This window comes from Pseudomonas sp. PDM28 (assembly GCF_019219115.1).
In the GTDB taxonomy this organism is placed as follows: domain Bacteria; phylum Pseudomonadota; class Gammaproteobacteria; order Pseudomonadales; family Pseudomonadaceae; genus Aquipseudomonas; species Aquipseudomonas laurylsulfatiphila.
On sequence record NZ_JAHUWG010000003.1, the window covers coordinates 1 to 25,148 of the forward strand.

Here is a 25,148-nt window from a genome sequence, read left to right on the forward strand (position 1 = left end):
TGATTATTTTCAGAAGCTTTCAAGGAATCCTTAACAACTTCAACCACTTGCGCTTTCGATCTCTCGTCAGCGGGAGGCGAATTCTACAGCGTTACTCGCTGCTGTCAACACCTCTTTTTCAACTTCCCTGGCGCTTCGACAACCTGAAGCAACCTGCTGCCGAGAACTGCGTAACTCTTTGTTTATCAAGGAGTTTCCCGTTTCGACTGCGCCGGAAGTGGGGCGAATTATAGGCATCTATAATCTGCCGTCAAGCACTGATTCGGGTTCTCTATCAACAACCTGCGGAAAGCAGTAAAACGCCCCAAAGGACGCCTATATAGAAGAGCCAGAACGCCCTTCTATATAGAAGAGCTTCCCCATAGGCAGTCACAGCCCATGTCATAGCCAAAAAGCGGGACCACCGCGTACGGACGATTAGCTGGCCGCCAAAAAACAAAAAAGCACCCAAGGTGCTCTTTTGTTAGCGCTTTCAGCTGAATAACGCCGCCACCCCGGCCCGCGCCGTATGTAGCTTCTTATAGCTCTCTATCAGACGAAGGTGCCTGTCGAGTCCTTCCAGTTTCATGCTCGTCGGTGTCAGACCATAGAAACGTACGCTGCCATCGACCGACCCTATCGCCGCGTCCATCCGCTCGTCACCGAACATCCGGCGAAAGTTGACCTCGTAGTCACTTAGTTCCAGATCATCATCCAGCTGCATTTCCAGCACGACGTTCACCGCTTGATAAAACAGGCCGCGTTCGACGGTGTTGTCGTTGTATTGCAGGAAGGCTTCCACCAGATCCTTGGCCTGATCAAACTTCTGCAAGGCGAGATAAATCAGCAGCCTCAATTCCAGGATCGTCAACTTGCCCCAAGGCGTGTTGTCGTCGAACTCGATGCCGATCAACGTAGTGATGTCGGTGTAATCATCCAGCTCGCTGCTTTCCAGCCCCTGGGCCAGCGATCGCAGGCCGACTTTGCTCAGACTGTGCAGATTCAGGATGTCGGCGCGGAACTGCAGCGCCTTGTTGGTGTTATCCCAGATCAAATCTTCGACAGGATAAATTTCCGAGTAATCTGGCACCAGAATGCGGCAGGCCTTGGCGCCGATATGTTCATAGACCGCCATGTACACTTCTTTGCCCATGTCTTCGAGAATGCCGAACAGAGTCGCGGCTTCTTCGGCATTGGAGTTTTCGCCTTGACCGGAGAAGTCCCACTCAACGAATTCGAAGTCCGGCTTGGCACTGAAGAAGCGCCACGAGACCACACCGCTCGAGTCGATAAAGTGCTCGACGAAGTTATTCGGTTCAGTCACCGCCTGCCCTTCGAAGGTCGGCTGAGGCAGATCATTCAGGCCTTCGAAACTGCGGCCTTGCAACAGCTCCGTCAGGCTGCGTTCCAGCGCCACTTCCAGGCTTGGGTGCGCGCCGAACGAGGCAAATACGCCACCGGTACGCGGGTTCATCAAGGTGACGCACATCACCGGGAACTCCCCGCCCAGCGACGCATCCTTGACCAGCACCGGGAAGCCCTGCTCTTCCAGGGCCTGGATACCGGCCAGAATGCCCGGGTATTTCGCCAGTACTTCCTGCGGCACATCCGGCAGGGCCATTTCGCCTTCGAGGATTTCGCGCTTCACCGCGCGCTCGAAGATCTCCGACAGGCACTGCACCTGGGCTTCGGCCAGCGTGTTGCCGGCGCTCATGCCATTACTCAGGAACAGGTTTTCGATCAGGTTGGACGGGAAGTACACCACCTCATTGTCCGACTGACGCACAAACGGTAGCGAACAAATACCGCGCTGGGTGTTGCCGGAGTTGGTGTCGTACAGATGCGAGCCACGCAGCTCGCCATCCCGGTCGTAAACCTTCAGGCAGTATTCGTCGAGGATTTCAGTCGGCAGTTCGTCCTTAGGGCCCGGCTTGAACCAGCGCTCGTCCGGGTAATGCACAAACGCCGCGTTGGCGATGTCCTCCCCCCAGAACTGATCGTTATAGAAGAAGTTGCAGTTGAGCCGCTCGATAAACTCGCCCAACGCCGATGCCAGCGCGCCTTCCTTGGTCGCGCCTTTGCCGTTGGTAAAACACATCGGCGAGTGCGCATCGCGGATGTGCAGCGACCACACATGGGGAACGATGTTGCGCCACGAAGCGATTTCAATCTTCATGCCCAGGTCGGCCAGGATGCCCGACATGTTGGCGATGGTTTGCTCCAGCGGCAGGTCCTTGCCCGCAATGTAGGTGCCCGCCTCGGAGGTCGAATGCGGCATCAGCAGCGCCTGGGCATCGGCGTCGAGGTTTTCGACCTCTTCAATCACGAACTCGGGCCCGGTTTGCACCACCTTCTTTACCGTGCAACGGTCAATGGAGCGCAAGATCCCCTGGCGGTCCTTGGCGGAGATGTCCGCCGGCAGTTCGACCTGAATCTTGAAAATCTGGTTGTAGCGGTTTTCCGGGTCAACGATGTTGTTCTGCGACAGGCGGATATTTTCGGTGGGGATATTGCGAGTCTCGCAATACAACTTCACGAAGTACGCCGCACACAACGCCGACGAAGCCAGGAAATAATCGAACGGCCCCGGCGCCGAGCCATCACCCTTGTAGCGAATGGGTTGATCGGCGATCACCGTGAAGTCGTCGAACTTGGCCTCAAGTCGAAGGTTGTCGAGAAAGTTGACCTTGATTTCCATGTGCGATTACCAGAATAACGAGCTAAACGATTTGGCCGCCATTATCCGGTTTTTCAGCGCTGACCGTTAACTTTCCACTATTTATCGATCAACGCGACACCACGCTCCTCCAGCAAGCGCACAAACATCGTGAGGCTCTGCGACACCGTCCCCCTGCGCCACACCAACCAGGTACGCAGATAGCGGAACGACTCCGACAACGGCCAGACGCTGACCGTCGTACACCCCGGCATGCTTTCGAGCATGCTGCGTGGCATCAGCGCCAGGCCGGCCCCGGCGCTGACGCAGGCCAGCATGCCGTGATAGGACTCCATTTCGAAAATCTTGCCGGGCACCGCCGCGCCATTGGCAAACCAGCTTTCGAAATGATGGCGATAGGAGCAGTTGGAGCGGAAGGCATAGATGTTTTCGCCATTCACATCCTTGGCCCGATGAATCGGCTCATGATTGAGCGGTGCGATCAAGACCATCTCCTCCTCGAATGCCGGTACGCCTTCCAGCGCCGGATGCAACACCGGCCCATCGACAAATGCCGCGGCCAGCCGCCCCGACAACACCCCGTCGATCATGGTCCCGGAGGGACCGGTGGACAGGTCCAGTTCGACCTTCGCGTGTTTCTGGTTATAGGCAGCCAATAGATCTGGAATTCGTACCGCTGCAGTGCTTTCCAGCGAACCCAGGGTGAAGGCGCCTTGCGGTTCCTCGCCCGCTACTGTGGCCCGCGCCTCCTGAACCAGGTCGAGAATGCGTCGAGCGTAATCCAGGAAGCTCCAGCCGGCCGGCGACAAGCGCAGGCGACTCTTCTCGCGGATAAACAGATCCACACCCAGGTCCTGCTCAAGCTGCTTGATTCGGGTCGTGAGATTCGATGGCACCCGGTGGATGTGCTGGGCGGCCACGCTGATGCTGCCGTGCTCGGCGACAGCCTTGAAAATTTCGAGCTGAACCAGATCCAAGTCATTCTCCAAACGTGAACGTTTTGCTCAGTATTATTCAGTTTCCATAAAACATATACCCCCATAACCTGAGCACATTCCTACCTAGCAGGACGGTGCCATGACCCATGTATCCAGCCTTACCCATGCCATTTCGATCAACCCGACCACGGGCGAGCAGATCGGCCAGTACCCTTTCGAATCCGATTCGGCATTACAGGCCGCGCTGGCGCGGGCCACTACCGGGTTTCGCACCTGGCGCGGCAAACCGGTAGAGCAACGCGCGCAGCTGTTGATCAACCTCGGCCAGGCCTTGCGCAACAATGCAGAGGCCATGGCCAACATGATCACCCAGGAAATGGGTAAGCCGATTGCTCAAGCCCGTGGCGAAATTGAAAAATGCGCGCAGCTCTGCGAGTGGTACGCCGAACAGGGTCCCGCCATGCTCAGCGCAGAACCGACCCTGGTCGAAGGCGGCAAGGCACGCATTGAATATCGCCCGCTCGGCCCGATACTCGCTGTGATGCCGTGGAACTTCCCCATCTGGCAAGTGCTGCGCGGCGCGGTCCCTACCCTGCTCGCCGGCAATACCTTCGTGCTCAAGCACGCGCCCAACGTCATGGGCAGCGCCTACCTGCTGCTGGAAGCTTTCAAGCAGGCGGATTTTCCTGAAGGTGTCTTCGAGGTCATCAACGTCACCCCGGACGGTGTATCCAAGGCAATCGCCGATCCACGCATCGCGGCTGTCACCCTCACCGGTAGCGTGCGTGCGGGCATGGCCATCGGTGCCCAGGCCGGAGCCGCGCTGAAGAAATGTGTATTGGAACTGGGCGGCTCCGACCCGTTTATCGTGCTCGACGACGCGGACCTCGATGAGGCGGTCAAAGCCGCCGTGATCGGGCGCTATCAAAACACCGGACAAGTCTGCGCCGCCGCCAAACGCCTGATTGTCGAGCAAGGCATTGCAGAGGAATTTATCCGCAGGTTCGTCGAGGCCACCCAACGACTGGTCGTCGGTGATCCACTCGCCGCCACCACTTACATCGGCCCGATGGCACGCTTCGATCTGCGCGACGAACTGGACCAACAGGTGCGCGACACACTGGAAGAAGGCGCGACCTTACTGCTGGGTGGAAAGAAGGTCGAAGGCACCGGCAACTACTACGAACCTACTGTGCTGGGCGACGTGACCGATCAGATGACATCCTTCAGACAGGAACTGTTTGGTCCTGTGGCTTCAATCATCACGGCCCGAGACGCCGCCCATGCGCTGGCGCTGGCCAATGACAGCGAGTTCGGTCTCACCGCCACTATTTATACGCGCAATGGCGAACTCGCCCGGCAGATGGCTGGCGAACTTGAAACCGGCGGCGTGTTCATCAACGGCTATAGCGCCAGCGATCCGCGCGTGAGTTTTGGTGGCGTGAAGAAGAGTGGCTTTGGCCGGGAACTCTCGCATTTCGGGGTGCGCGAATTCTGCAATGCTCAGACGGTTTGGCTGGATCGGCGTTAAGGGCAATGCAGTGCTTCGAACGGGGTCAACTTGCCGCTGGAGCTCAGCCTGCTGATCATTGCCACAAATGCACTGACCACTCGATTCATGACGACAAAGCAGATGCAATGGGCGAATGCAGGAACCGGGACGCTCGATAGCCCCGTCAAGTGTCGCGACACAACTTGCGAATCAGCAAATCGTGTTGATCCCAATAGAAAACCCGGCTTGGCGGCCGGGTTCTGTTTTCACTCCTGCATGGAACAGTCAGCCCGCAGCTCCTGCATGGTGAGCAATCCCAGCTTTCTGGGATTGCCACACATCCAACAGGAGCACACCTTTCCGTGGTTTGCAAAAAGCCCGGCGTTTTTCTCGCTGGTTGACCAGCATTCATAAGCGCTCTGCTTTGAATAAAATCGAGCCTTTATGCGGCGCGTATCGTGTCGTCGTTGAGCTCTAGACATGTTTTTCTCCTAAGCCGAATACGACTAAGCCCCGGCAGATTTCTCTGGCGAGGCTTGTTCGGCTGGGTCTAAAACACGTAGAAATGATACCCCATGCCTGACAATTCTCAAGTTTCAATAGTCAAGGCGGGCTAACCCCTGTGGATTGAAGTGCCGGCTACAGCGCAAGCAGTCAGCCTGACATCGCGATCCTCAGCGCCACTGCTGCTTCAAGCAGCTTGTTCGCCTGGGTCGAGACAGCTGCAGCCATTTCTTCATCCCCTGCTTCTCTGAGCGTTGCAGCCAGATCGAGCAGCTTCCCCACCTCGGCCTCGATAGTGCGGACGGATTCGCCTATTTGGTACTTAAGTGAATGAGCCATCTCGATCAAACCTCGGACCGGATTAAAGACAAATCCCACCTGGGCGAATGCTCAAGTCATTCAGTGGCGCGTTACTGACCGCCATTCGATTGCCCCAAAACCATTGTGGAGTACTGAGCAGAGAGTATCGAAAGTTTTGATGTCGTGTCGTACTCCAGCAGCACTTGGCCCAACGGTTACGCCACGGCATTTCGTATTCAGATGTCACACTTTCGTCACACCTATCTAGCACAATACGGTCAGCCAAAGGGATTTGGCCCATCTACAGAGAGCCCGGCCCAGCGCCGGGCTTTTTACTTTCTGGCCCTTGTTCCCCAAGGCGGACGACTGATTCATAGCACAGGGTGATTCGCTGGGTCAGCGCTGTTTTTTACACACCAGCCGAATGAGCAGCAAGACCAACAGCACATTCAATACGGCCAGCGAGCTCAGGCCCGCAAGTACACCGCCAGCGCCCCAGGCCTGCAACAGGTAACCGCCCGCGAGCGGGGTCAAGGCTTGTCCGATGAGCGAAGGCCGAGCCATGCGCCCCATCAGCAACACATAATGGGTGGGCGACATCAGGGCCAATGGCAGCAGGCCTCGAACGATCGCCCGCAAACCATTGCCCGCGCCGTAGATCACTAGCCCCAGAGCGGTCATTTCCGGCGCGATAGTCACAAACAGCAGACCGATAGCCACGAACACCACAGAGATCAATGTCGTCCAGATCGGGTGTCGCTTTCGCGAAAACACTTGTAGAACACGTGAACCGACCTGGCTCGGCCCCAGTAAAGCGCTCAGCCCGATGGCGGCTGCAAGCGAGTAGCCCTGCCCCTGCAACAATGAAATCAGCTGGACCGACATCGCCGTCATGATCACTGCACCCAACGCAAAAATCAGCGTGAGCAATAGGTAGATCCGCCGATCGATCAACAGGCTTTCATCACTCACAGCCTGGCTTTTTGTGAGTGCTCCCGCGCCCCGCGCCAGCACCCAGAGATATAGCGGTGCCACGGCAACGACCAGTAACACCCCATAAGCCACGCATGTCGCGCGCCAGCCAACGTGCTCGATGACCAGCGCAACCGCGGGCCATGACAGCGTTGTCGCAAACCCTGAAATGAGCGTAATCCCGGTAATCGCACTGCTCGCCCGCTCTCCATAGAGAGAACCTAAAGCGGCGAACAGCGCTTCATACAGCCCCAGCGCCATACCGACGCCAATCACTGCCCAAGACAAAAGAAACATCGGCAACGAGGTCGAACTGGCCATCAGAAACAACCCGATGGCGACGCCCAGGCCGCTACTGGCCAGGATCGGGCGGCCGCCGTAGCGGGCGATTAGCCGACTGGTCAACGGTGCCAGCATCGCGGAAACCAGAATGCTCAGGGACAGTGCGCCATACACCCATTGGCTAGCCCAGCCAGTCTCTTTCATGATCGGATCAGCCATGACGGCCATCAGGAAGAACGAACCTCCCCAAACCAGAACTTGCAGCATCCCCAAAATGAAGATGCCGAATACGCCAGGCAGTCGCGTTTGTTGGTTCAAGACAATGTCATCAGAGGTCAGAAAAAACGGAAGTCGTGAGCCGCCGCGCAACTGCGGATAATTAGGCGATTTGCACGGGGACGAGACACTCGCAGCTAACAGATTCGCCGTTGACTCAAAGCATGTGTCCAGCCCAGATTTTGCGATTGACCAGATCGGCGGCAATCTCGATGAAGGCATCCCCGACAAATTTGGCGGCCGGACTGACACGCCTGTCGGCCGGAAAAACCTGAACAAGTTTGCGCATGGGAACGGGGTCGACCAAGGGGGCCGCACTGAGCACGCCTGCTTCGATTTGCGCGTAAATCGATGCCAAAGGCAAAGCGGTCAAACCGAAGCCATTGCGGACCAGATCGATCATGGCGCCGAAGGAGTCGGCTTCAACGCTGGTCTTGAGCTTGATCCCGACTTGGCGCGCACAATCATCCAGAATCACGCGAAGGCTATGTCGAGCGCTTGGCAATACCAATTGCTGCTCAGCCAATGACTCGAACGACATCGGCGTATCAAGACGCAGGTTGGCGCTGGCGGGACCGACCAGCAGCAGGTTTTCCATCATCACCGGCACGATACGCAGCGTATGCAGGGGTTGGGGATCGTAAGAAATCGCCAGCTCCAGTTCGCCACGCTGAACCCAATCGAGCAGATAGCCGCTGAAGGCCGAGGAAAACCTGACGGCGAGATTCGGATGCGCCTCCTTGATCTTGCGTACCAATGGAACGGTGACGATTTCCGCGACCGTCGGCGTCGTGCCGATGACGACCGTTCCCCGAAAAGACGACTTTGCGCCCACGACAGAACTTCGAATGGACTCCATTTCCTCCATGATTCGGGTGGCATGTGCCAGCACTTCACGGCCGGCATCGGTGATCTCCATGCCTCGCCCATGTCGATCAAACAGGTAGGTGCCAAGCTCCTTTTCCAACAATCGAATTTGCCGGCTAAGTGCCGGTTGCGCGATGTGGAGACGATCCGAGGCCTTGCTGAGACTGCCCAGTTCGGCAACATGAATCAGGGTTTTGAGTTGAACGACATCCATTACCAGGCCAGTCAGCATCGGGCTCGACGCGTTATGCGGCGAAAGTGCTGTGAGTGTAATCGCATTTGTGCACCTTTGAATGGCCCGCAACCCCCGTGTCGTGCGGCCCCGGGACTTTCAAGCCGGCTGTAACCCCCGGCCCGCCGGGGCTGCACGCCAAGCTATATAATTCAGGTATATCAGTTAGGCCTGCCTGACGGCTTATTACCCTCCCGACTCTGCGGTAGCGTGCAATCAACGTCGACGCCACAGAGCGCTCGACTCACTACAAGAATAAGATTCGAGGGCTCGCGCCATGATGTTCAATGCTTCGCCTCACCCGTCCGATTTCCCCGGACCACTACCGTTCGCCACGCTCGTGCATCCACCCTCCCCCTTCTCTACGGAAATCCGGCCGTGAGCGGGTTCGCGCCTTTTCGTTAAACCCAAAACCCAACGAGTCAGCCTCGGACGCGCATCAGCGCGCTCCTCGTCTCCTCTCGCCTTGAAAAAAGGGTGAATCACATGTCCGCATCAATCCCAGACGCCAAAGACCACTCAGCCGAAGCCGCTGCGATGAGAGCGCCGAACCGCGTCAAAGCCATCATGGGTGCCTGTTCGGGCAATCTGGTGGAGTGGTACGACTTTTTCATTTACGCCTATACCGCCATCTACTTTGCCGCTTCGTTTTTCCCCAAAGGCGACACCACCAGTCAGCTACTGGCGACCGCGGGCGTCTTCGCCGTCGGTTTTTTCATGCGCCCGCTCGGTGGCTGGATTTTCGGCTGGATCGCTGACACTCGTGGTCGCAAGGTCTCGATGATCATCTCGGTGTTCATGATGTGCGCCGGCTCGCTTTTGATCGCCGTCATGCCGACCTACGCAACCATCGGCGTCGCGGCGCCGATCCTGCTGGTGGTTGCCAGGCTGATTCAGGGCCTGTCGGTCGGTGCGGAATACGGCACCGGCGCCACCTACATCAGCGAAATCGCGACACCGGGCCGTCGCTGCTTCTATGGCTCGTTTCAGTACTTCACCATCATTGCCGGTCAGTTGCTGGCCTTGATGACCGTAGTCATTCTTCAACAAACCCTGACCGGCGAAGAGTTGCGCGAGTGGGGCTGGAGGATTCCGTTCTTCATCGGCGCGTTGAGCTCGATCGTGGTGGTGTATCTGCGTCGCGCCATGCATGAAACCGCCAACAAGAAAGACATGTGCCGCAAGGATGCCGGCTCTCTGCGCGGCATGTTCAAACACAAACGCGCAGTTGCCCTGGTGGTGGCGTTCACCATCGGCGGTTCGCTGTATTTCTATACCTTCACGACCTACATGCAGAAGTTCCTGGTGATCTCCGCCGGTTTCAGTCCGGAAACGGTCAGCTTCATCATGACGGCGGCCCTGATCGGCTTCATGCTTTGCCAACCGCTGTTCGGCTTGCTCGCCGACCGCATCGGTATCAAGGCGCACATGCTGATGTTTTCCGGGCTGGCCATGTTGCTGGTGATCCCCCTGCTCTACTCGCTACAGTCGGTCAGCAACCCGTTCATGGCATTCGTGCTGGTGTTTGGCGGCCTGGCCATTGCGTCGCTCTACACGCCGATTGCCGGGATCGTCAAAGCCGAACTGTTCCCGCCTGCCGTACGTGCATTGGGGGTTGGATTTCCCTATGCGGTGGGCAACGCGGCATTTGGCGGCACCGCCGAATACGTGGCCTTGTCGCTTCGCTCACAGGGCATCGAGGAGTATTTTTTCTTCTACGTAGCAGCGGTCGTGAGCATCACCTTCATCGCCGCGATGCTGATGCCAAACCTGTCGCGTTACGGCTATATCAGTGGCTCAGGCGAGATTGAAGAACGTACAGGTTTGAAGGGATGTGTAAAACCGCATGCTGCGCGAGTCTGATTGACGGAGCATCCCCAGACGATCTTCAAGGGCCCATGAATTGTCATGGGCCCTTTTTTCATCATCGCAGGGCAGAGGCAGCTGCTACCGGCGTTATAGATGCGGGGATGCTGTTGCCGACCTTTTCCCGATGGGGCCATGCCTGCAAATCAAGATCAAGATCCGTGAACTGGCTGGAGTCGAAGATCGGCGTCTTGATGCCGGCCTTGCGCTGCCGGTCATAGTCACGCAGCAGGCGCATGCCGACGTTGAACAACAACGCCAGGGCGATCAGATTGACGAAGGCCAACAGCGTCATGGTGATATCGGCAAAGGCGAAGACCGTGCCCAGGTTTTGCACGGCGCCCCAAAGGATCAACAGCAACACCAGGCCCCGATAGGCCATCACCGCAGCGCGTTTATCACCCAGTAGAAAGCGCAGGTTGTTTTCGCCCAGATAGTAGTTGTAGAGGATCGACGTGAAGACAAACAGCGCCAACGCCACGCTGATGAACGTGCGCCCCCAGTCCCCGACCACTGCCGCCAGTGCGTTCTGTGTCAGTACCAGGCCATCGCCTTCGAAGCCTGGTGTGTAAAAACCCGACAACAGGATCAGCAGCGCCGTGCAGGTACAGATGACAAAGGTATCCAGGAAGACGCTGAACGCTTGAACCACCCCTTGAGCCGCCGGGTGATCGACTTTCGCCACCGCGGCTACGTTGGGCGCACTGCCCAGGCCCGCCTCATTGGCAAATACCCCGCGCTTGACGCCCATGACGATGGCACTGCCAACCAGGCCGGCGAACGCCTGGTCCAGGCCAAAGGCACTTTTGAAAATGGTCATCAGCATGCCGGGCACATGATCAAACTGAAGCACGATCACATAAACGGTCACGCCAATGTAAGCCAGTGTCTTGACCGGCACCAACAGGTCCGAGACGGCAGCGATGCGCTTGATGCCCCCCATGAATACCAGGCCGAGCAATACGGCAATCGCAATGCCGGAGTAAGTCGTAGAAAAGCCGAACGCATTGTTCAGCGAGTGAGTCACGGCATGGGACTGCAGCCCGTTGAAGGCAAAACCGAAAGTGACCAGGAGCAACACGGCCATGGCCTTGCCCAGCCACGCCTGTTTCAGCCCGTACTGGATGTAGTACGACGGCCCACCCCGAAACTGCCCCTTGGCGTCGCATCGTTTGTACAACTGTCCCAGGCTGCACTCAAAGAAGCTGGTGGACATGCCCACCAGCGCAGTCACCCACATCCAGAACACCGCACCAGGCCCGCCCAACGTCACGGCCAACCCGACCCCGGCGATATTGCCTGCCCCTACGCGACCCGCCAGGCTAAGCATCAAGGCCTGGAACGAGCTGATCTGACCGGCGCTCTTCTGCACGCTATCGCGAAAGGCTCCGAACATGTGCAGGAAATGGCGAAACTGGACAAAGCGTGAGCGAATCGTGAAATAGCCACCCAGGCCTACGATGAGCACGATCAGGAGCTTTCCGGAAAGAAAGCCGTTTATGACTTCGAGCATGATTTGCACCTCTTGTTGTTATGGATTACAGGCATGCACGCGCCCTCACACATCGCCGTGGCAGGCATGTGGGATGAAGCGCGTTGAATAGCAACCGCGAGTCCCTGTCAGGCTCGCGCCATACATCGGGGAGCACTCGGGGCGATCGGACTTACCCGGTTCGACTGCCGGTCTGGAAATCGGCGATCTGTTTCCACATCGCAATGGGGTTGGAGTACATGGGGAAGTGGCCGCAGGCCGGAATTGGCGCCAAACACACGCCTTGGGCCTCGATGTGCGAAAGGTAGGACAGTGAGGCGTTCTGCTCGCCGTACATGAACATTCGTGGGCACTTCAAGCCGAGAAACTTGCTCATCAGGTCGGCGTTATCGGAAAGGTCGACCATCGATTGGAAAATCCCCCGCACAGCCCCGGCACGCACCTTGTGCCTGAGACTCGCCGAGTAGAGTGCGCTGGCGTATGCCGGGGCCTGCCGGGCACGCTCGATGAAAGCCGTGAAGAACTTCTCTGGATCATCGCTTGGAAAATCGACGATCTGCCGGCTGAGAAAACAGTCTTCCGGGGCAATATTGCCCTCTATATCGACGAAACTGATTACCCGTTCCGGAAACTGATGGGCCAGCATCAGCGCAGTCAATCCGCCCATGGAGTGGCCGACCAGATGGAAGCGCTCGATACCGAAATGCTCCAGCATCTGTAATGCGGTCTGCAGCAGAAAAGGAATCGAAATACTGGAAAGGTCGCTGCACTGGCTCTCACCGCAGCCCGGTGCGTCGTAGGCGAGGAAGGGATGCCCCGCGAATTCCGCGTGCTGCACGATGTCGGCGTAGTCCTCTTTGGTGGAACCAAAACCATGCAGGAACACGATCGGCGTCAGGTTGCCATTTCGATGAATGGCGGCGACGTTCAGCTGGACGCCCTCGATGGTCAACGGGAGCTGCGTATGAGTGAACGTTTCGGATGCGGTCACGTAAAGGACTCCTTGGACGATAAGACTGCCGCCGAAACAGGTCATCGGCGACAGGCCCAATTTCAGCCGGCTCGAGTCTTATGTAAATTCCTAATTGTGGAACGTTTCCATACGCCAAACCTATCGTTGATCGCCCACTCGCCGCCTTTGCCCGCCTCAGGCCTTTTTCCGCAGTCGGGCAATGACTTCGGCTATGAGCGGATTGGGCCGATCCGCATTCCAGGCCACCGCCGTCGTCACCACGTTGAGCTTCTGACTCAATGATCGAAAGACCACGTTATCCGGTGCCATTTTTTTCAAGGATGCCGGTACCAGGGCGATGCCCTGCCCATAGCTGACAAAGGCGATCTGCGAAGCGACAGAACGCACTTCATGCAGCACGCGCGGGGAAAATCCGCTGGCTCGGCAGGTTGCAATCAAGTTGTCGAAATACACCGGGCTGACCTTTCGCGAAAACATCACCAAAGGTTCGTTGGCCAGGCTGGACAAACTGATACGCGTGCGTGCAGCCAATGGGTGGTCACTGGGCAACGCCACTACCAGGCGATCTTCCAGTAATGGCAGTGACTGGATCGAGGCGCCCAGATCACCGTCCAGGCGGGCGAAGGCCAGGTCGATATCACCGGCTTCCAGCGCCGGAACGGCCTCTACGCTGTCGATTTCCCGCACGGATACGGTCAGGTTCGGGTAATCGACCTTCATCTGTTCGATCAGACCGGGCAGTACGTCGAACATGGCCGTGGAGATGGCGCCGATGGTCATCATCCCCGACTGTCCCGCGACCGCCTCCTCAACCGCCAGTTCCAGGCGCTCGAGTTGCTCGGCGAATTTACGCACCGCCGGCAGGATCGCCGCCCCCACGGGGGTGAGTTTCGCCCCGCGCCGCGAGCGCTCGAACAGTTGGACCTTGAGTGCCTGCTCCAGCACCTGAATCTGTTCGCTCAGGGGCGGCTGAGACATGCCAAGCCGCTTGGCTGCACGGCCGAAATTCTGCTCTTCGGCGACGGCCAGGAACAGCCAGAGGTGACGGATCAGGCGGAAATTGATCATGATTTTTCCATAGGTTTAGCGTATCTAACGCTTCTGTGATTAGTAATATACCTATCAAATCGCCTCGTCGACACTGGTCGCCTCCGTCATCGCAGGGGCTACCCCATGAACAAAAAGAGTGTGCTCGATCGCTTGGCGGCGCTGGATACCAACACGGTATCCGACGCCCTCGACTTCCTCGGCCTGGCCGGTGCCACCGTGGGGCTACGCCCGCTGTGGAACTGCCCGAAGATCGTCGGTCGCGCCAGCACCGTATTGCTTGCGCCAAAAACCGACAGCGTACCCACCGTGCACCTGATCACCCCGGTGGTGGAGCAGATCGACAGCGACGACCGCGTGCTGGTGATCGCCGGTGGTATCGAGGGCATTTCCTGCTGGGGCGACATTCTTGCCAACGCCGCGGCCGGCAAACAGGTGCGCGGCACCGTCATCGACGGCTTCAGCCGGGATATTGATGGCAGCGCGTCGATTGGCTATCCGGTCTATGGCCGTGGCGTCACCATGATCAGCGCGCGCAATCGGGTGGTGCAGATCGATGCCGCCGTGACGATCAATGTGGCGGGCGTCGACGTCAGCGAAGACGACTATGTCATCGCCGATCGCTGCGGAACGGTGTTCGTACCCCAGGCGTACATCGAGAAGGTCGTCGATCTAGGCGAGCGCATTACCCGTCGCCAGGACGGCATGGTGGAAGCTGTTCGCAGCGGCCGCTCAGTGGCAGAAGTGATGCATGACACCCAGTTCGAAGCTATCCAGGTGGAGCGTTCCTGATGAATCTTGAAGACCAAGCACTTGTCGCCCTGTTTGAAGGCCTGGACACCCCTGGCGTCTCCGATGCCCTGGACAAACTCGGCCTGCCCGGTCAATGCCTGGGCGTGGCACCGCTGGACAACTACAGCAAGGTCATCGTCGGACCGGCCTTCACCGTGCAGTACGTTTCGGCCAGTGTGCCGCCTGGAACCGTGGGCGACTTCATCGAAGACGTGCTGCCCGGTGACGTCGTGGTGATCGACAACGGTGGCCGCACCGACTGCACGGTATGGGGCGACATCATGACCCAGTACGCCGGCAGCCGGCAGATCGCCGCAACGGTCATCGACGGTGTATGCCGTGACGTGAACAAGGCGCTGGGTGACGGTTATCCGATCTTCAGCAAAGGCCGGTTCATGCGCACCGGCAAGGACCGCGTGCAGGTTCAATCCGTCAATCAGCCAGTGTCCGTCGGCACGGCCCGGGTGTGTGCCCGTGACATCGTGGTAGCCGACGCCAACGGCGTGGTGATTGTGCCTCGCGCCCGGGCAGCTGAAGTGGCCGCGTGCGCCCGCCAGATCGAGTCGGTCGAAGCCGATATCCGGGCCCTGATCGCTCAAGGAAAAACCCTCAAGGAAGCCCGGACCGCACTGGGTTACCACAGCCTGCAGAGGAAAGTCTGATGACCACGCTCCCCCTCCCGTTGAATTTCCACGAACGAGCAAAAGCCCTGGGCAGTTCGACGCTGTATGAAGCGTCCCATCTGCCCTGTGCGGTCGACAGCGCGATCCGTCCCGTCTGGGACGGTGCTTTCATTGCCGCGCCGGCCTACCCGCTGGAATGCTCGCCGGGTGACAACCTGGCGTTGCACCTGGCCATGGAACGCGTGCCACGGGGCAGCGTGCTGGTGGTGGGTACCGGAAGCTTCATCGCCGGTTACTGGGGCGAAGTGCTCACTGTGGCCGCCGAAGCGGCGGGTGTTGTCGGTTTGGTCATAGATGGCGGCGTGCGTGACATCGCCGCCTTGAAAAAACGCCACTTTCCGGTATTTGCCCGTGGTATCTCGGTCAAAGGCACCGTAAAGGTCAGCGCTCCCTCGGTCGGGCAGGCATTCAATTTCAACGGTGCACATGTCTCGCCCGGTGATCTGGTAGTGGCGGACGATGACGGTGTGATCATCATTCCCAAGGAAGATGCGGCCCGTACCCTCGCTGAAGGCGAAGCCCGCGCAAGCAAGGAAGCGCAGATGATGCAGGCGCTTACCGAAGGTCGTTCGACGCTCGAACTGATGAACCTGACAGCGTGGAGGACCCGGGCATGACCGCCGATATCCAACGACTCAATCAACGCCTGGCCAGTGCACAGCCGTCGGCGACCTATCGGATAATCGATCGGGTGGCTGAGCGCCGGGCGCAAGGTGCGAAGATCATTTCGCTGTGCGCCGGCGAGCCAGACTTCGATACGCCCGGACATGTACGTGAAGCGGCCATTGAGGCCATCGAGAACGGGCACACGCGCTACACCCAGGTCGCCGGTGTACGCTCACTGCGAGAAGCGGTGGCCGCCAAGTTCCGTCGAGAAAACGGCCTGGACGTCACCTGGCAAGACACCCTTGTCTGCAACGGTGGCAAGCAGGTGATCTACAACGCCCTGGCCGCGACCCTCAACGAGGGGGATCAAGTCATCATCCCGGCACCTTACTGGGTCAGTTATCCGGAGATGGTTCAGCTGTGCGGTGGCGAAGCCCGGATCGTGACCTGCGAGGCCAATACCGGCTTCAAATTGACGGCCGCGGCGCTGGCCGAGGCGATCACACCCCGGACGCGCTGGCTGATCCTCAACTCGCCATCCAATCCGACCGGTGCGGTGTACGGCCGAGAGGAACTTCAAGCCCTGGCTGAAGTGTTATTGGCCAATCCTCACGTGCTGATCCTGGCGGATGACATCTACGAACACCTGATCTTTGATGATCAGACGTTTTTTACCCTGGCCCAGGTTGAACCAGGACTGGCAGCACGCACCCTGACCATGAATGGTGTGTCCAAGGCCTATGCCATGACCGGCTGGCGCATCGGTTTTGCGACAGGCCCGCGCTGGTTGCTCGAAGCGATGGAGAAGCTGCAAGGTCAGCAAACCTCGGGGGCCAGCTCAATCTCACAGCAGGCCGCACTCGCCGCCCTGGAGGGGCCAAAGGACTTCATCCACGAAAGCCGTGCAGTGTTCCAGAGTCGACGGGATTTGATGGTGGAGCTTCTGAACAGCACGCCGGGCCTCGAGTGCGTCAGCCCGGCGGGTGCATTTTACGCGTTCGCCTCGTGCTCCGGCTTGATTGGCCGTACATCACCGGGTGGACGAGTACTGCACACGGATGAAGATGTCGCCCACGCGCTGCTCGATGAAGCGGATGTGGCCGTTGTGCATGGCAGCGCGTTCGGACTGGACCCTTATATTCGTATTGCCTATGCGCTGGATGATGCGTCGCTGCATAAAGCCTGCGACGCAATAAAAACCTTCTGTAGCCACCTGCGATAAGCGACTGACCAACACCCGGCCCGGTCGTGAACGGGTTGGGTGCGGGTCAATTTTATCGACCTGTTCCCATAAACCGTCGGTATCGATGCATCGCGGCAATCCGGGCATTCATGGCTCCTGCCATACCAAACGGGCATATCTCAAAGACAAAAACGGTAGTCGTCGCCGACCTCCATCCCTCCCAGAATGTGTGAAAACACAAAAGCAGCACTGCTTGGGAGATGGGCATGTCAACAGAAGCTGAACAAACCGCGGGACAGGATTGGCAGGAGGACGTATTCCGCGTGCTCAAGGTCCACAACGTCAAACACGTGGTCTTCGTACCGGACGCAGGCCACTCGGCAGCCATCCGCATGTCGTATGCCGACCCGGACATCAAGGCCGTTGTCCTCACCACCGAAGAAGAAGGCATCGGCTACCTCGCCGGCGCCTGGCTCGGCGGTGAGCGTGGCGCCCTCTTGATGCAATCCAGCGGTGTCGGTAACTGCATCAATACCCTGGCACTTCAGGTATGTGCCGGTTTCCCGCTGTTGATGGTGGTCACCATGCGCGGCGACTGGGCCGAATTCAACGCGTGGCAGAACCCGATGGGCCAGGCCACCGAAGCCTCCTTGAACCTGATGAAGGTCATGACCTGGCGTGCGGACGTGCCTGCAGATGTCGCCCCGCTGCTGCACGGTGCCGCGACCATGGCGTTCAACGGTGATTCCGCCACTGCCTTGCTGCTCGGCCAGCGTCTGATTGGAGAAAAGAAATGGGTCAAGTAAGCGCAAACCACACCCTGTGTCGCCGCGAAGTGGTCAAGGCCTTGCTGGCTGACCGTAAAGACGTGCTGGTCGTGACCGGTCTGGGCTCGGCGTCCTATGACGTCATGGCGGCCGGCGACAATGATCTGAATTACTACCTCTGGGCCGCCATGGGCAGCGCCATCACGGTCGGGCTGGGCCTGGCCAGCGCCCAGCCGGACAAGTCGGTGGTGGTGGTCACCGGTGACGGTGAGTTGCTCATGGGCTTCGGTGCACTGGCCACGGTCGCACTGCAAAAACCCGCCAACCTGACCATCGCCGTACTCGATAACGGGCACTTTGGCGAGACCGGCATGCAAGTCAGCCACGCCGGTTTCGGTATTTCCCTGGACCAGGTGGCGAAGACCTGCGGTTTCAGCTGGACCGACGAAATTCGCGACATGGAAGACGTACACAACCTGCGCGAACGCTTCGCTACCCGCGACGGCGTCAAGCTCGCAACGATCAAGATCAAAGCGGAAAACCCGCCGCGTGTACTGCCGCCCCGTGATGGTCACTACATCAAGAATCGCTTTCGTGCCGCGCTGGGTTTCAACCCGATCTGATTGCGCCCTGCCCGGACCCGGTCACGCAGGGCCGATGCCATGCGTGACGCGTTGAGGAGAATAATAATGACCGACCGCAACTCTGAAGAACTCAATGCCATGCGCGAGGGCGTACGCGCCCTGTGCGCTGAATTCGATGCCGCTTACTGGCGCAAAGTCGACGAAGAAAAAGGCTTTCCGGAAACCTTCGTCAAGGCCCTGACCGACGCCGGCTGGCTGGCGGCGATGATTCCTGTCGAATATGGCGGCTCCGGCCTCGGGCTGGCCGAGGCCTCGGTGATCCTCGAAGAAGTGAACCGCTGTGGCGGTAACTCCGGCACCGTTCACGGGCAGATGTACAACATGTTCACCCTGCTGCGTCATGGCAGCGAGGCACAGAAAAGCTACTACCTGCCGAAACTGGCCAGCGGTGAACTGCGCCTGCAATCGATGGGAGTGACCGAACCCACCACCGGCACCGATACCACCAGGATCAAAACCACCGCGATCAAACGCGGCGACAAGTACGTGATCAACGGGCAGAAGGTGTGGATCTCGCGAATCCAGCATTCCGACCTGATGATCCTGCTGGCGCGCACTACGCCCTTGGCCGAAGTGAAGAAGAAGTCCGAAGGCATGTCGATCTTCCTCGTGGATCTGCGTGAAGCCATCGGCAACGGCATGACCGTGCAGCCGATCGCCAACATGGTCAATCACGAAACCAACGAACTGTTCTTCGACAATCTGGAAATCCCCGCTGACAGCCTGATTGGCGAGGAAGGCAAAGGCTTCCGCTACATCCTCGATGGACTGAATGCCGAACGCACCCTGATCGCTGCCGAATGCATTGGCGACGGTCGCTGGTTTATCGAAAAGGCCAGTGCCTACGCCCGGGATCGCGTGGTGTTCGGGCGCCCGATCGGGCAGAACCAGGGTGTGCAATTCCCCATCGCCGAAGCCCACATCGAAATCGAGGCGGCTGACCTGATGCGCTGGCGTGCCTGCGAGGAATACGACAGCGGCATCAATGCCGGGGCCAGCGCCAACATGGCCAAGTACCTGGCGGCGAAAGCGTCCTGGGAAGCGGCTAACGCCTGCTTGCAAACCCACGGCGGATTCGGCTTTGCCTGCGAATACGACGTCGAGCGCAAATTCCGCGAAACCCGTCTGTATCAGGTAGCGCCCATCTCTACCAACCTGATCCTGTCCTACGTTGCCGAACACCTGCTCGAGCTGCCGCGCTCTTTCTAATAACAAGAGAGATACCCTCATGAGCCAGCCCAAAGGCCTCCGTCCGCTCGATGGCATGACCGTCGTCAGCCTCGAGCATGCTATTGCAGCGCCCTTCTGTACCCGACAACTGGCCGATCTCGGTGCCCGGGTGATCAAGGTCGAACGTCCAGGCACAGGCGATTTCGCCCGGGGCTACGATCAACGTGTCAACGGTCTGGCCTCGCACTTTGTCTGGACCAATCGTTCGAAAGAAAGCCTGACCCTGGACCTGAAGCAAGATTCGGCCACTGACGTACTGGACCGTTTGCTGGGCACCGCCGATGTGCTCGTGCAGAACCTGGCACCCGGTGCGGCCGCGCGTATGGGGCTGTCATTTGAGGTGCTGCACCGGCGTTTTCCGCGCCTGATCGTCTGCGACATTTCAGGCTATGGCGCCGGTGGCCCCTATGAGAAGAAGAAAGCCTACGACCTGCTGATCCAGAGTGAGGGCGGATTCCTGTCGGTCACCGGCGGCCAGGGTGAGGAAGAAATGGCCAAGGCCGGTTGTTCAATTGCCGATATCGCGGCCGGCATGTACGCCTACACCGGCATCCTGTCTGCGCTGTTGTTGCGTGAACGCACCGGTGAAGGCAGCCACCTCGATGTTTCGATGCTCGAAAGTCTGGTCGAGTGGATGAACTACCCGATGTACTACGCCTACGACGGAGCTCCGCCGCCCCCTCGCGCCGGCGCTGCGCACGCCACCATTTACCCCTACGGCCCCTTCCCTGTCGGTGACGGCACCACGGTGATGCTGGGATTGCAGAACGAGCGTGAATGGCAGCTGTTTTGCGAGAAGGTGCTGCTTGCGCCCGAGTTGGCCCAAGACCCGCGTTTTTCGGCCAACTTCAAACGCGTCGAGAACCGCAACGCGCTCCGGGAACTGATCATTGAATCGTTCTCCACGCTCAACTTCGATGCGGTGATCGATCGCCTGGACCATGCGCAAATCGCTAACGCCCGGGTGAACGACATGCAAGGTGTCTGGGACCATCCGCAGCTTCAGGCCCGTGACCGTTGGCGAGTAGTCGAAACCTCTGCCGGCCCCATTCCGAGCCTGGTCCCGCCCGGCAGTAATAGTGCGTTCGAACCTCGTATGGAGGCCGTGCCGGGCCTTGGCCAACACACCGAAGATCTGCTCAAGGAGCTGGGACTGGGGGCCGAGCGCATTGAACAAATGCGTGCCGCCGGTGCCGTCTGACTGCAACGATCAAAGTTTTTCGAGAGAACACTGCCCAATGAAGATCCTGGTTGCTGTGAAACGAGTGGTCGATTACAACGTGAAAGTTCGCGTGAAAGCGGACAGTTCCGGCGTCGACCTTGCCAACGTCAAGATGGCGATGAACCCGTTCTGCGAGATCGCCGTGGAAGAAGCCGTACGCCTGAAGGAGAAGGGTATAGCGACTGAAATCGTCGTCGTCTCCGTCGGCCCGTCCACCGCTCAAGAGCAACTGCGCACCGCGCTGGCCCTGGGTGCCGACCGCGCCATCCTCGTAGAAATCGCCGAAGACCTGACTTCCCTGGCCGTTGCCAAGCTGCTGAAGGCCGTAGTCGACAAGGAGCAGCCCCGGCTGGTGATCCTTGGCAAGCAAGCCATCGACAGCGACAACAACCAGACTGGCCAGATGCTCGCTGCATTGAGCGGCTACGGTCAGGGCACGTTCGCTTCGAAAGTCGAAATCAGCGGCGACAGCGTTGCCGTGACTCGCGAAATCGACGGCGGCGCGCAGACAGTTTCCCTGAAACTGCCGGCCATCGTCACCACTGACCTGCGTTTGAACGAGCCGCGCTACGCGTCTCTGCCAAACATCATGAAAGCCAAGAAGAAGCCTCTCGAAGTAGTGACTGCGGACGCTTTGGGCGTTTCCACCGCCTCCACCAACAAGACCCTGAAAGTCGAAGCGCCAGCTGCACGCAGCGCGGGTATCAAGGTCAAGTCGGTGGCTGAACTGGTCGAGAAACTGAAAAACGAAGCGAAGGTAATCTAATCATGACTATCTTGGTAATCGCCGAACACGACAACAAAGTGCTGGCTCCGGCCACGCTGAACACTGTGACTGCCGCCGCCAAAATCGGTGGTGAGATCCACGTGCTGGTGGCCGGCGCATCCGTTGGTGGTGTGGCTGAAGCCGCGGCGAAAGTCGCTGGCGTGGCTAAAGTGCTGGTGGCCGACAACGCCGCCTACGCTCACCAGCTGCCGGAAAACGTTGCGCCGCTGGTCGCTGCTCTCGTTCAAGAAGCAGGGGCTGCGGGCTACAGCCACATCCTGGCTGCCGCCACTTCCAACGGCAAAAACATCCTGCCGCGCGTTGCCGCTGCACTGGACGTTGACCAGATCTCCGAGATCATCTCGGTAGAAAGCGCTGATACCTTCAAGCGTCCGATCTATGCCGGCAACGCCATCGCTACCGTTCAATCGAACGCTGCAGTGAAAGTGATCACCGTGCGTGCCACCGGTTTCGACCCGGTTGCAGCTGTTGGTGGTTCGGCTGCTGTTGAAGCGGTTGCTGCTGCCCACGACGCTGGTATCTCCAGCTTCGTCGGCGAAGAGCTGGCCAAGTCCGATCGTCCGGAACTGACCGCTGCCAAGATCGTCGTTTCCGGCGGCCGTGGCATGCAGAACGGCGACAACTTCAAGCACCTGTACGCCCTGGCCGACAAGCTGGGCGCTGCTGTGGGCGCTTCCCGCGCTGCGGTCGACGCAGGTTTTGTTCCGAACGACATGCAGGTCGGTCAGACCGGCAAGATCGTTGCGCCACAGCTGTACATCGCGGTCGGTATCTCCGGCGCGATCCAGCACCTGGCCGGCATGAAAGACTCCAAAGTGATCGTTGCGATCAACAAGGACGAAGAAGCGCCGATCTTCCAGGTGGCCGATTACGGCCTGGTGGCGGACTTGTTTGAAGCGATTCCAGAAATGGCCGCCCTGGACTGATTACCGACCGACAGGAGCGATAAATATGAGCAGTTCCGATTTTTCAGCCTGGATTGGACGTCGCCAGGAAAGCCAGGACCGGATCAGTTTTACCTTGGTCAAACGTATCGCCGCGACGTTGGACGAGCCGGCACCCCGGTCGGGTGAATCGCTGCCGCCTTTGTGGCACTGGGCGTTTTTTCAGGAACCGGTTACCGCCGATGAACTGGGTCCGGACGGTCATCCGGCGCTCGGGGGATTCCTGCCCCCCGCCCACAATCGCAACCGCATGTGGGCGGGCAGTCGACTCGAGTTTTACCAGCCGTTGACGGTGGAGGCTGACGTGACCTGCGTGTCAACCATTCTCAACGTCGAAGAGAAGCACGGGCGCACGGGTTCCTTGTTGTTCGTCACGGTGCGCCATGAGTATTTTCAGGACGGCAAACGTGCCCTGCAGGATGAGCAGGACATCGTCTACCGCGAGCCCACTCCACCCAAACTGAGCGGCACCGAAGCGATCCCGCAAGGCCAATGGCGGGACCTGGTCGTCCCCTCCCCGACCTTGCTGTTCCGTTACTCGGCCGTCACCTTCAATGGCCACCGGATTCACTACGACTGGCCATACGTCACGCAGACCGAGGGTTACCCGGGTTTGGTGGTGCATGGTCCCCTGATCGCCACGCTGAATTTGCGCGCGTTTACCAAAGCGCACCCGAACGCGCGCTTGAAGCGCTTCACCTTCCGAGGCGTCCGTCCCTTGATTTCGCCTCAGCCTTTCGAGGTCGGCGGACGCCTGATCGATAGCGGCAAGGCACAGCTCTGGGCAGGCAATCAGGACGGTACGGCGCAGATCGGCGAAGTCGAGTTCAGCTTGGGAGAAACACCATGAATACCTCCATTGTCCGCTCCGCGCTGTTTGTCCCGGCCACGCGTCCGGAGCGCATACCCAAAGCCATCGCTACCGGTGCGGACCGGGTCATTGTCGATCTGGAAGATGCCGTGCAGGAGAACCTAAAGGACCAGGCGAGGGATAACCTGGAGTGCTTCTTGAGTGACCATCCGCAAGCCCGGATTCTGGTACGAGTCAATGCTCCGGACCACTGGGCCCACGCGGCGGATCTGAAGCTTTGTCGACGACACGCTGGCGTGATCGGCATTTTGCTGCCCAAAGCGGAAAGCGCGGAGCACGTCCTCACGGCTGCCAAGACCCAAAAATCGATCTGGCCCATCATCGAAAGCGCCAGGGGCCTGGCCGAACTCCAAGCGATTGCCCGGGCCCAGGGCGTTGAGCGCTTGTCATTCGGAAGCCTGGACCTGGGCCTGGACCTGAATTTGACCACCGGCAGCCCTGCCGCCAAAGAGTTTCTGAGTCACGCTCGATACGCAGTACTGCTCGCGACTCGGGTGGCCGGTCTTGCTCCGGCGCTGGATGGGGTATTCCCGGCTATACAAGACACCGTCGGCCTGCACAGCACCGTTCAGTTTGCCCGCGACATGGGATTTGGTGGCGCGCTATGTATCCATCCGAGCCAAGTGGCGATTATCCATCAAGCGCTGAAACCCGGTCTGGAGGAACTGCTCTGGGCACAACGCATCATGGACGCTGCCCGATCGGGTGAAGGCGTGTTCGTGCTCGATGGGCAAATGGTCGATGCGCCTGTCATAGGCCGTGCGCAGGCGATCCTGGCGCGCGCGACCTGACTCAACGGCAGCACGCTCCATGACCTTGGGATGAGCTGAAGATTTCACCCGGAACGCGCCTACACTGAAAGGCACAGCGATTGAGAGGACATGGAGCTCCACGCATGCGCCCTAGCGCCATTGTGCTACTCCTTATCAGCTATGCCGTGCTGATGGTGGTTTTTTTCAAGCTAAATGCTCGAAACAACCGACGCCGCAGAGAAAGTCTTTACGAAGCCTTTGAAACTGCAATGCGACAGCATGGGATCAGGACTTTCGAGATCATCAAGGAACGTATTCATATCGGTAACAACTTTCGGCCATCAGAACTGCACCGGATATTGTTGGACGATACAGGGCACTACTTTCTTTACATGCACGCCAGCAATGCGCAGCCAACTTTAACGCCACTGACCGAAGAGCGAGCGTTACAAGCTGCACAGGGGGAGATGGGAATCCAGGCATAGACCATCGCAACCGCCGCCACCAGGGATCATGAAGAAGCGGGGATGGGGGGTTAACACAACTCGTACCAAAACAGGATCATGCTCGTAGCCAAGCCGCTGGTAACGATCCCGATTCCAAACATGACGCCGAGAAGCAGAGTTTTTGCCCACATGGCTCGAATCTCCGGATACCGCATTCAGTGAATGCTTCAGTATGAGTACCTGAGCAAAATCCAAGCCATTTGGCATGGGCAAAGCCGGGCCCAGCGATTGCACTGAAACGGTCTATTCGGGTGGTAAAAAATT

General features: G+C 58.8%; 24 protein-coding genes. 16 read left to right on the top strand and 8 right to left on the bottom strand.

What is annotated here, in order from left to right:
• Nucleotides 1-472: 472 nt before the first annotated feature.
• Both KW841_RS06320 and KW841_RS06325 read right to left on the bottom strand, forming a co-directional pair.
• Complete coding sequence (locus KW841_RS06320) at nt 473-2,677, bottom strand: OsmC domain/YcaO domain-containing protein (protein WP_218474606.1); 2,205 nt, start codon at nt 2,675-2,677, stop codon at nt 473-475.
• Nucleotides 2,678-2,754: 77 nt separating this feature from the next.
• On the bottom strand, nt 2,755-3,633 hold the full coding sequence (locus KW841_RS06325) for a LysR family transcriptional regulator (protein WP_218474609.1): 879 nt from the start codon (nt 3,631-3,633) through the stop codon (nt 2,755-2,757).
• 100 nt (nt 3,634-3,733) lie between these two features.
• On the opposite strand from KW841_RS06325, the gene KW841_RS06330 reads away from it, so the two are divergent.
• The gene (locus KW841_RS06330; protein WP_218474613.1) at nt 3,734-5,125 is read left to right on the top strand and encodes an aldehyde dehydrogenase family protein; all 1,392 of its coding nucleotides are present in this window, start codon (nt 3,734-3,736) and stop codon (nt 5,123-5,125) included.
• A gap of 30 nt (nt 5,126-5,155) precedes the next feature.
• Complete coding sequence (locus KW841_RS06335; RefSeq protein WP_133249026.1) at nt 5,156-5,500, top strand: hypothetical protein; 345 nt, start codon at nt 5,156-5,158, stop codon at nt 5,498-5,500.
• Between the two features lie 240 nt (nt 5,501-5,740).
• Here KW841_RS06335 and KW841_RS06340 read toward each other — a convergent pair whose 3' ends face one another.
• The 3 genes from KW841_RS06340 to KW841_RS06350 form a co-directional block, all read right to left on the bottom strand.
• Nucleotides 5,741-5,929: a hypothetical protein gene (locus KW841_RS06340; RefSeq protein ID WP_015095786.1), complete on the bottom strand. Its 189-nt coding sequence runs from the start codon at nt 5,927-5,929 to the stop codon at nt 5,741-5,743.
• Between the two features lie 357 nt (nt 5,930-6,286).
• Nucleotides 6,287-7,411, bottom strand: coding sequence for an MFS transporter (locus KW841_RS06345; RefSeq protein WP_218475448.1), 1,125 nt, complete (start codon nt 7,409-7,411; stop codon nt 6,287-6,289).
• A gap of 166 nt (nt 7,412-7,577) precedes the next feature.
• A complete protein-coding gene (locus KW841_RS06350; RefSeq protein ID WP_218474615.1) occupies nt 7,578-8,519 on the bottom strand; it encodes a LysR substrate-binding domain-containing protein in 942 nt (313 codons plus the stop codon).
• Between the two features lie 486 nt (nt 8,520-9,005).
• On the opposite strand from KW841_RS06350, the gene KW841_RS06355 reads away from it, so the two are divergent.
• The gene (locus KW841_RS06355; protein WP_256357725.1) at nt 9,006-10,382 is read left to right on the top strand and encodes an MFS family transporter; all 1,377 of its coding nucleotides are present in this window, start codon (nt 9,006-9,008) and stop codon (nt 10,380-10,382) included.
• Between the two features lie 61 nt (nt 10,383-10,443).
• Here the strand turns inward: KW841_RS06355 and KW841_RS06360 are convergent, their stop codons facing one another.
• The 3 genes from KW841_RS06360 to KW841_RS06370 all read right to left on the bottom strand — a co-directional run bounded on the left by KW841_RS06360 (nt 10,444) and on the right by KW841_RS06370 (nt 13,918).
• Complete coding sequence (locus KW841_RS06360) at nt 10,444-11,898, bottom strand: sodium:alanine symporter family protein (protein ID WP_218474618.1); 1,455 nt, start codon at nt 11,896-11,898, stop codon at nt 10,444-10,446.
• Between the two features lie 151 nt (nt 11,899-12,049).
• Nucleotides 12,050-12,868 (bottom strand): alpha/beta fold hydrolase, encoded by an 819-nt coding sequence (locus tag KW841_RS06365; protein ID WP_218474620.1) that lies wholly within the window; start codon nt 12,866-12,868, stop codon nt 12,050-12,052.
• A 156-nt stretch (nt 12,869-13,024) separates the two neighbouring features.
• On the bottom strand, nt 13,025-13,918 hold the full coding sequence (locus tag KW841_RS06370; protein WP_218474622.1) for a LysR family transcriptional regulator: 894 nt from the start codon (nt 13,916-13,918) through the stop codon (nt 13,025-13,027).
• Between the two features lie 105 nt (nt 13,919-14,023).
• On the opposite strand from KW841_RS06370, the gene KW841_RS06375 reads away from it, so the two are divergent.
• From KW841_RS06375 to KW841_RS06435, 13 genes are all read left to right on the top strand, one after another.
• Entirely contained in the window at nt 14,024-14,689 is a 666-nt protein-coding gene (locus tag KW841_RS06375; RefSeq protein WP_218474624.1) for an RraA family protein, read from the top strand.
• A complete protein-coding gene (locus KW841_RS06380) occupies nt 14,689-15,351 on the top strand; it encodes an RraA family protein (RefSeq protein WP_218474626.1) in 663 nt (220 codons plus the stop codon). The genes KW841_RS06375 and KW841_RS06380 overlap by 1 nt, the downstream gene beginning before the upstream one ends.
• A complete protein-coding gene (locus KW841_RS06385; RefSeq protein WP_218474628.1) occupies nt 15,351-15,989 on the top strand; it encodes an RraA family protein in 639 nt (212 codons plus the stop codon). Before KW841_RS06380 ends, KW841_RS06385 begins: the two co-directional genes overlap by 1 nt.
• Nucleotides 15,986-17,200 carry a pyridoxal phosphate-dependent aminotransferase gene (locus tag KW841_RS06390; RefSeq protein ID WP_218474630.1) on the top strand — a complete coding sequence of 405 codons (1,215 nt, stop codon included), beginning with the start codon at nt 15,986-15,988 and terminating at the stop codon, nt 17,198-17,200. Before KW841_RS06385 ends, KW841_RS06390 begins: the two co-directional genes overlap by 4 nt.
• A gap of 227 nt (nt 17,201-17,427) precedes the next feature.
• Complete coding sequence (locus KW841_RS06395; RefSeq protein WP_218474632.1) at nt 17,428-17,967, top strand: thiamine pyrophosphate-binding protein; 540 nt, start codon at nt 17,428-17,430, stop codon at nt 17,965-17,967.
• On the top strand, nt 17,955-18,551 hold the full coding sequence (locus KW841_RS06400; RefSeq protein WP_218474634.1) for a thiamine pyrophosphate-dependent enzyme: 597 nt from the start codon (nt 17,955-17,957) through the stop codon (nt 18,549-18,551). Before KW841_RS06395 ends, KW841_RS06400 begins: the two co-directional genes overlap by 13 nt.
• Nucleotides 18,552-18,617: 66 nt before the next feature.
• Nucleotides 18,618-19,781 carry an acyl-CoA dehydrogenase family protein gene (locus KW841_RS06405; RefSeq protein ID WP_218474636.1) on the top strand — a complete coding sequence of 388 codons (1,164 nt, stop codon included), beginning with the start codon at nt 18,618-18,620 and terminating at the stop codon, nt 19,779-19,781.
• 19 nt (nt 19,782-19,800) lie between these two features.
• Nucleotides 19,801-21,003, top strand: coding sequence for a CaiB/BaiF CoA-transferase family protein (locus KW841_RS06410; protein WP_218474639.1), 1,203 nt, complete (start codon nt 19,801-19,803; stop codon nt 21,001-21,003).
• Nucleotides 21,004-21,040: 37 nt separating this feature from the next.
• Entirely contained in the window at nt 21,041-21,790 is a 750-nt protein-coding gene (locus tag KW841_RS06415; RefSeq protein WP_218474641.1) for an electron transfer flavoprotein subunit beta/FixA family protein, read from the top strand.
• Nucleotides 21,791-21,792: 2 nt separating this feature from the next.
• Nucleotides 21,793-22,737, top strand: a complete 945-nt coding sequence (locus tag KW841_RS06420; RefSeq protein ID WP_218474643.1) for an electron transfer flavoprotein subunit alpha/FixB family protein — start codon at nt 21,793-21,795, stop codon at nt 22,735-22,737.
• Nucleotides 22,738-22,762: 25 nt separating this feature from the next.
• Complete coding sequence (locus tag KW841_RS06425) at nt 22,763-23,605, top strand: MaoC family dehydratase N-terminal domain-containing protein (RefSeq protein WP_218474645.1); 843 nt, start codon at nt 22,763-22,765, stop codon at nt 23,603-23,605.
• The gene (locus KW841_RS06430) at nt 23,602-24,417 is read left to right on the top strand and encodes a CoA ester lyase (protein WP_218474647.1); all 816 of its coding nucleotides are present in this window, start codon (nt 23,602-23,604) and stop codon (nt 24,415-24,417) included. The genes KW841_RS06425 and KW841_RS06430 overlap by 4 nt, the downstream gene beginning before the upstream one ends.
• A gap of 104 nt (nt 24,418-24,521) precedes the next feature.
• Nucleotides 24,522-24,863, top strand: coding sequence for a hypothetical protein (locus KW841_RS06435; RefSeq protein WP_218474650.1), 342 nt, complete (start codon nt 24,522-24,524; stop codon nt 24,861-24,863).
• The last annotated feature ends 285 nt before the right edge of the window (nt 24,864-25,148 follow it).

Coding starts and splice junctions, on each gene's coding strand:
- KW841_RS06375 (WP_218474624.1), top strand. CDS start 14,024: ATGAACAAAAAGAGTGTGCTCGATCGCTTGGCGGCGCTGGATACCAAC.
- KW841_RS06370 (WP_218474622.1), bottom strand. CDS start 13,918: ATGATCAATTTCCGCCTGATCCGTCACCTCTGGCTGTTCCTGGCCGTC.
- KW841_RS06330 (WP_218474613.1), top strand. CDS start 3,734: ATGACCCATGTATCCAGCCTTACCCATGCCATTTCGATCAACCCGACC.
- KW841_RS06340 (WP_015095786.1), bottom strand. CDS start 5,929: ATGGCTCATTCACTTAAGTACCAAATAGGCGAATCCGTCCGCACTATC.
- KW841_RS06400 (WP_218474634.1), top strand. CDS start 17,955: ATGGGTCAAGTAAGCGCAAACCACACCCTGTGTCGCCGCGAAGTGGTC.
- KW841_RS06430 (WP_218474647.1), top strand. CDS start 23,602: ATGAATACCTCCATTGTCCGCTCCGCGCTGTTTGTCCCGGCCACGCGT.
- KW841_RS06405 (WP_218474636.1), top strand. CDS start 18,618: ATGACCGACCGCAACTCTGAAGAACTCAATGCCATGCGCGAGGGCGTA.
- KW841_RS06385 (WP_218474628.1), top strand. CDS start 15,351: ATGACCACGCTCCCCCTCCCGTTGAATTTCCACGAACGAGCAAAAGCC.
- KW841_RS06420 (WP_218474643.1), top strand. CDS start 21,793: ATGACTATCTTGGTAATCGCCGAACACGACAACAAAGTGCTGGCTCCG.
- KW841_RS06380 (WP_218474626.1), top strand. CDS start 14,689: ATGAATCTTGAAGACCAAGCACTTGTCGCCCTGTTTGAAGGCCTGGAC.
- KW841_RS06415 (WP_218474641.1), top strand. CDS start 21,041: ATGAAGATCCTGGTTGCTGTGAAACGAGTGGTCGATTACAACGTGAAA.
- KW841_RS06360 (WP_218474618.1), bottom strand. CDS start 11,898: ATGCTCGAAGTCATAAACGGCTTTCTTTCCGGAAAGCTCCTGATCGTG.
- KW841_RS06390 (WP_218474630.1), top strand. CDS start 15,986: ATGACCGCCGATATCCAACGACTCAATCAACGCCTGGCCAGTGCACAG.
- KW841_RS06355 (WP_256357725.1), top strand. CDS start 9,006: ATGTCCGCATCAATCCCAGACGCCAAAGACCACTCAGCCGAAGCCGCT.
- KW841_RS06395 (WP_218474632.1), top strand. CDS start 17,428: ATGTCAACAGAAGCTGAACAAACCGCGGGACAGGATTGGCAGGAGGAC.
- KW841_RS06410 (WP_218474639.1), top strand. CDS start 19,801: ATGAGCCAGCCCAAAGGCCTCCGTCCGCTCGATGGCATGACCGTCGTC.
- KW841_RS06350 (WP_218474615.1), bottom strand. CDS start 8,519: ATGCTGACTGGCCTGGTAATGGATGTCGTTCAACTCAAAACCCTGATT.
- KW841_RS06435 (WP_218474650.1), top strand. CDS start 24,522: ATGCGCCCTAGCGCCATTGTGCTACTCCTTATCAGCTATGCCGTGCTG.
- KW841_RS06345 (WP_218475448.1), bottom strand. CDS start 7,411: ATGCTGCAAGTTCTGGTTTGGGGAGGTTCGTTCTTCCTGATGGCCGTC.
- KW841_RS06320 (WP_218474606.1), bottom strand. CDS start 2,677: ATGGAAATCAAGGTCAACTTTCTCGACAACCTTCGACTTGAGGCCAAG.
- KW841_RS06425 (WP_218474645.1), top strand. CDS start 22,763: ATGAGCAGTTCCGATTTTTCAGCCTGGATTGGACGTCGCCAGGAAAGC.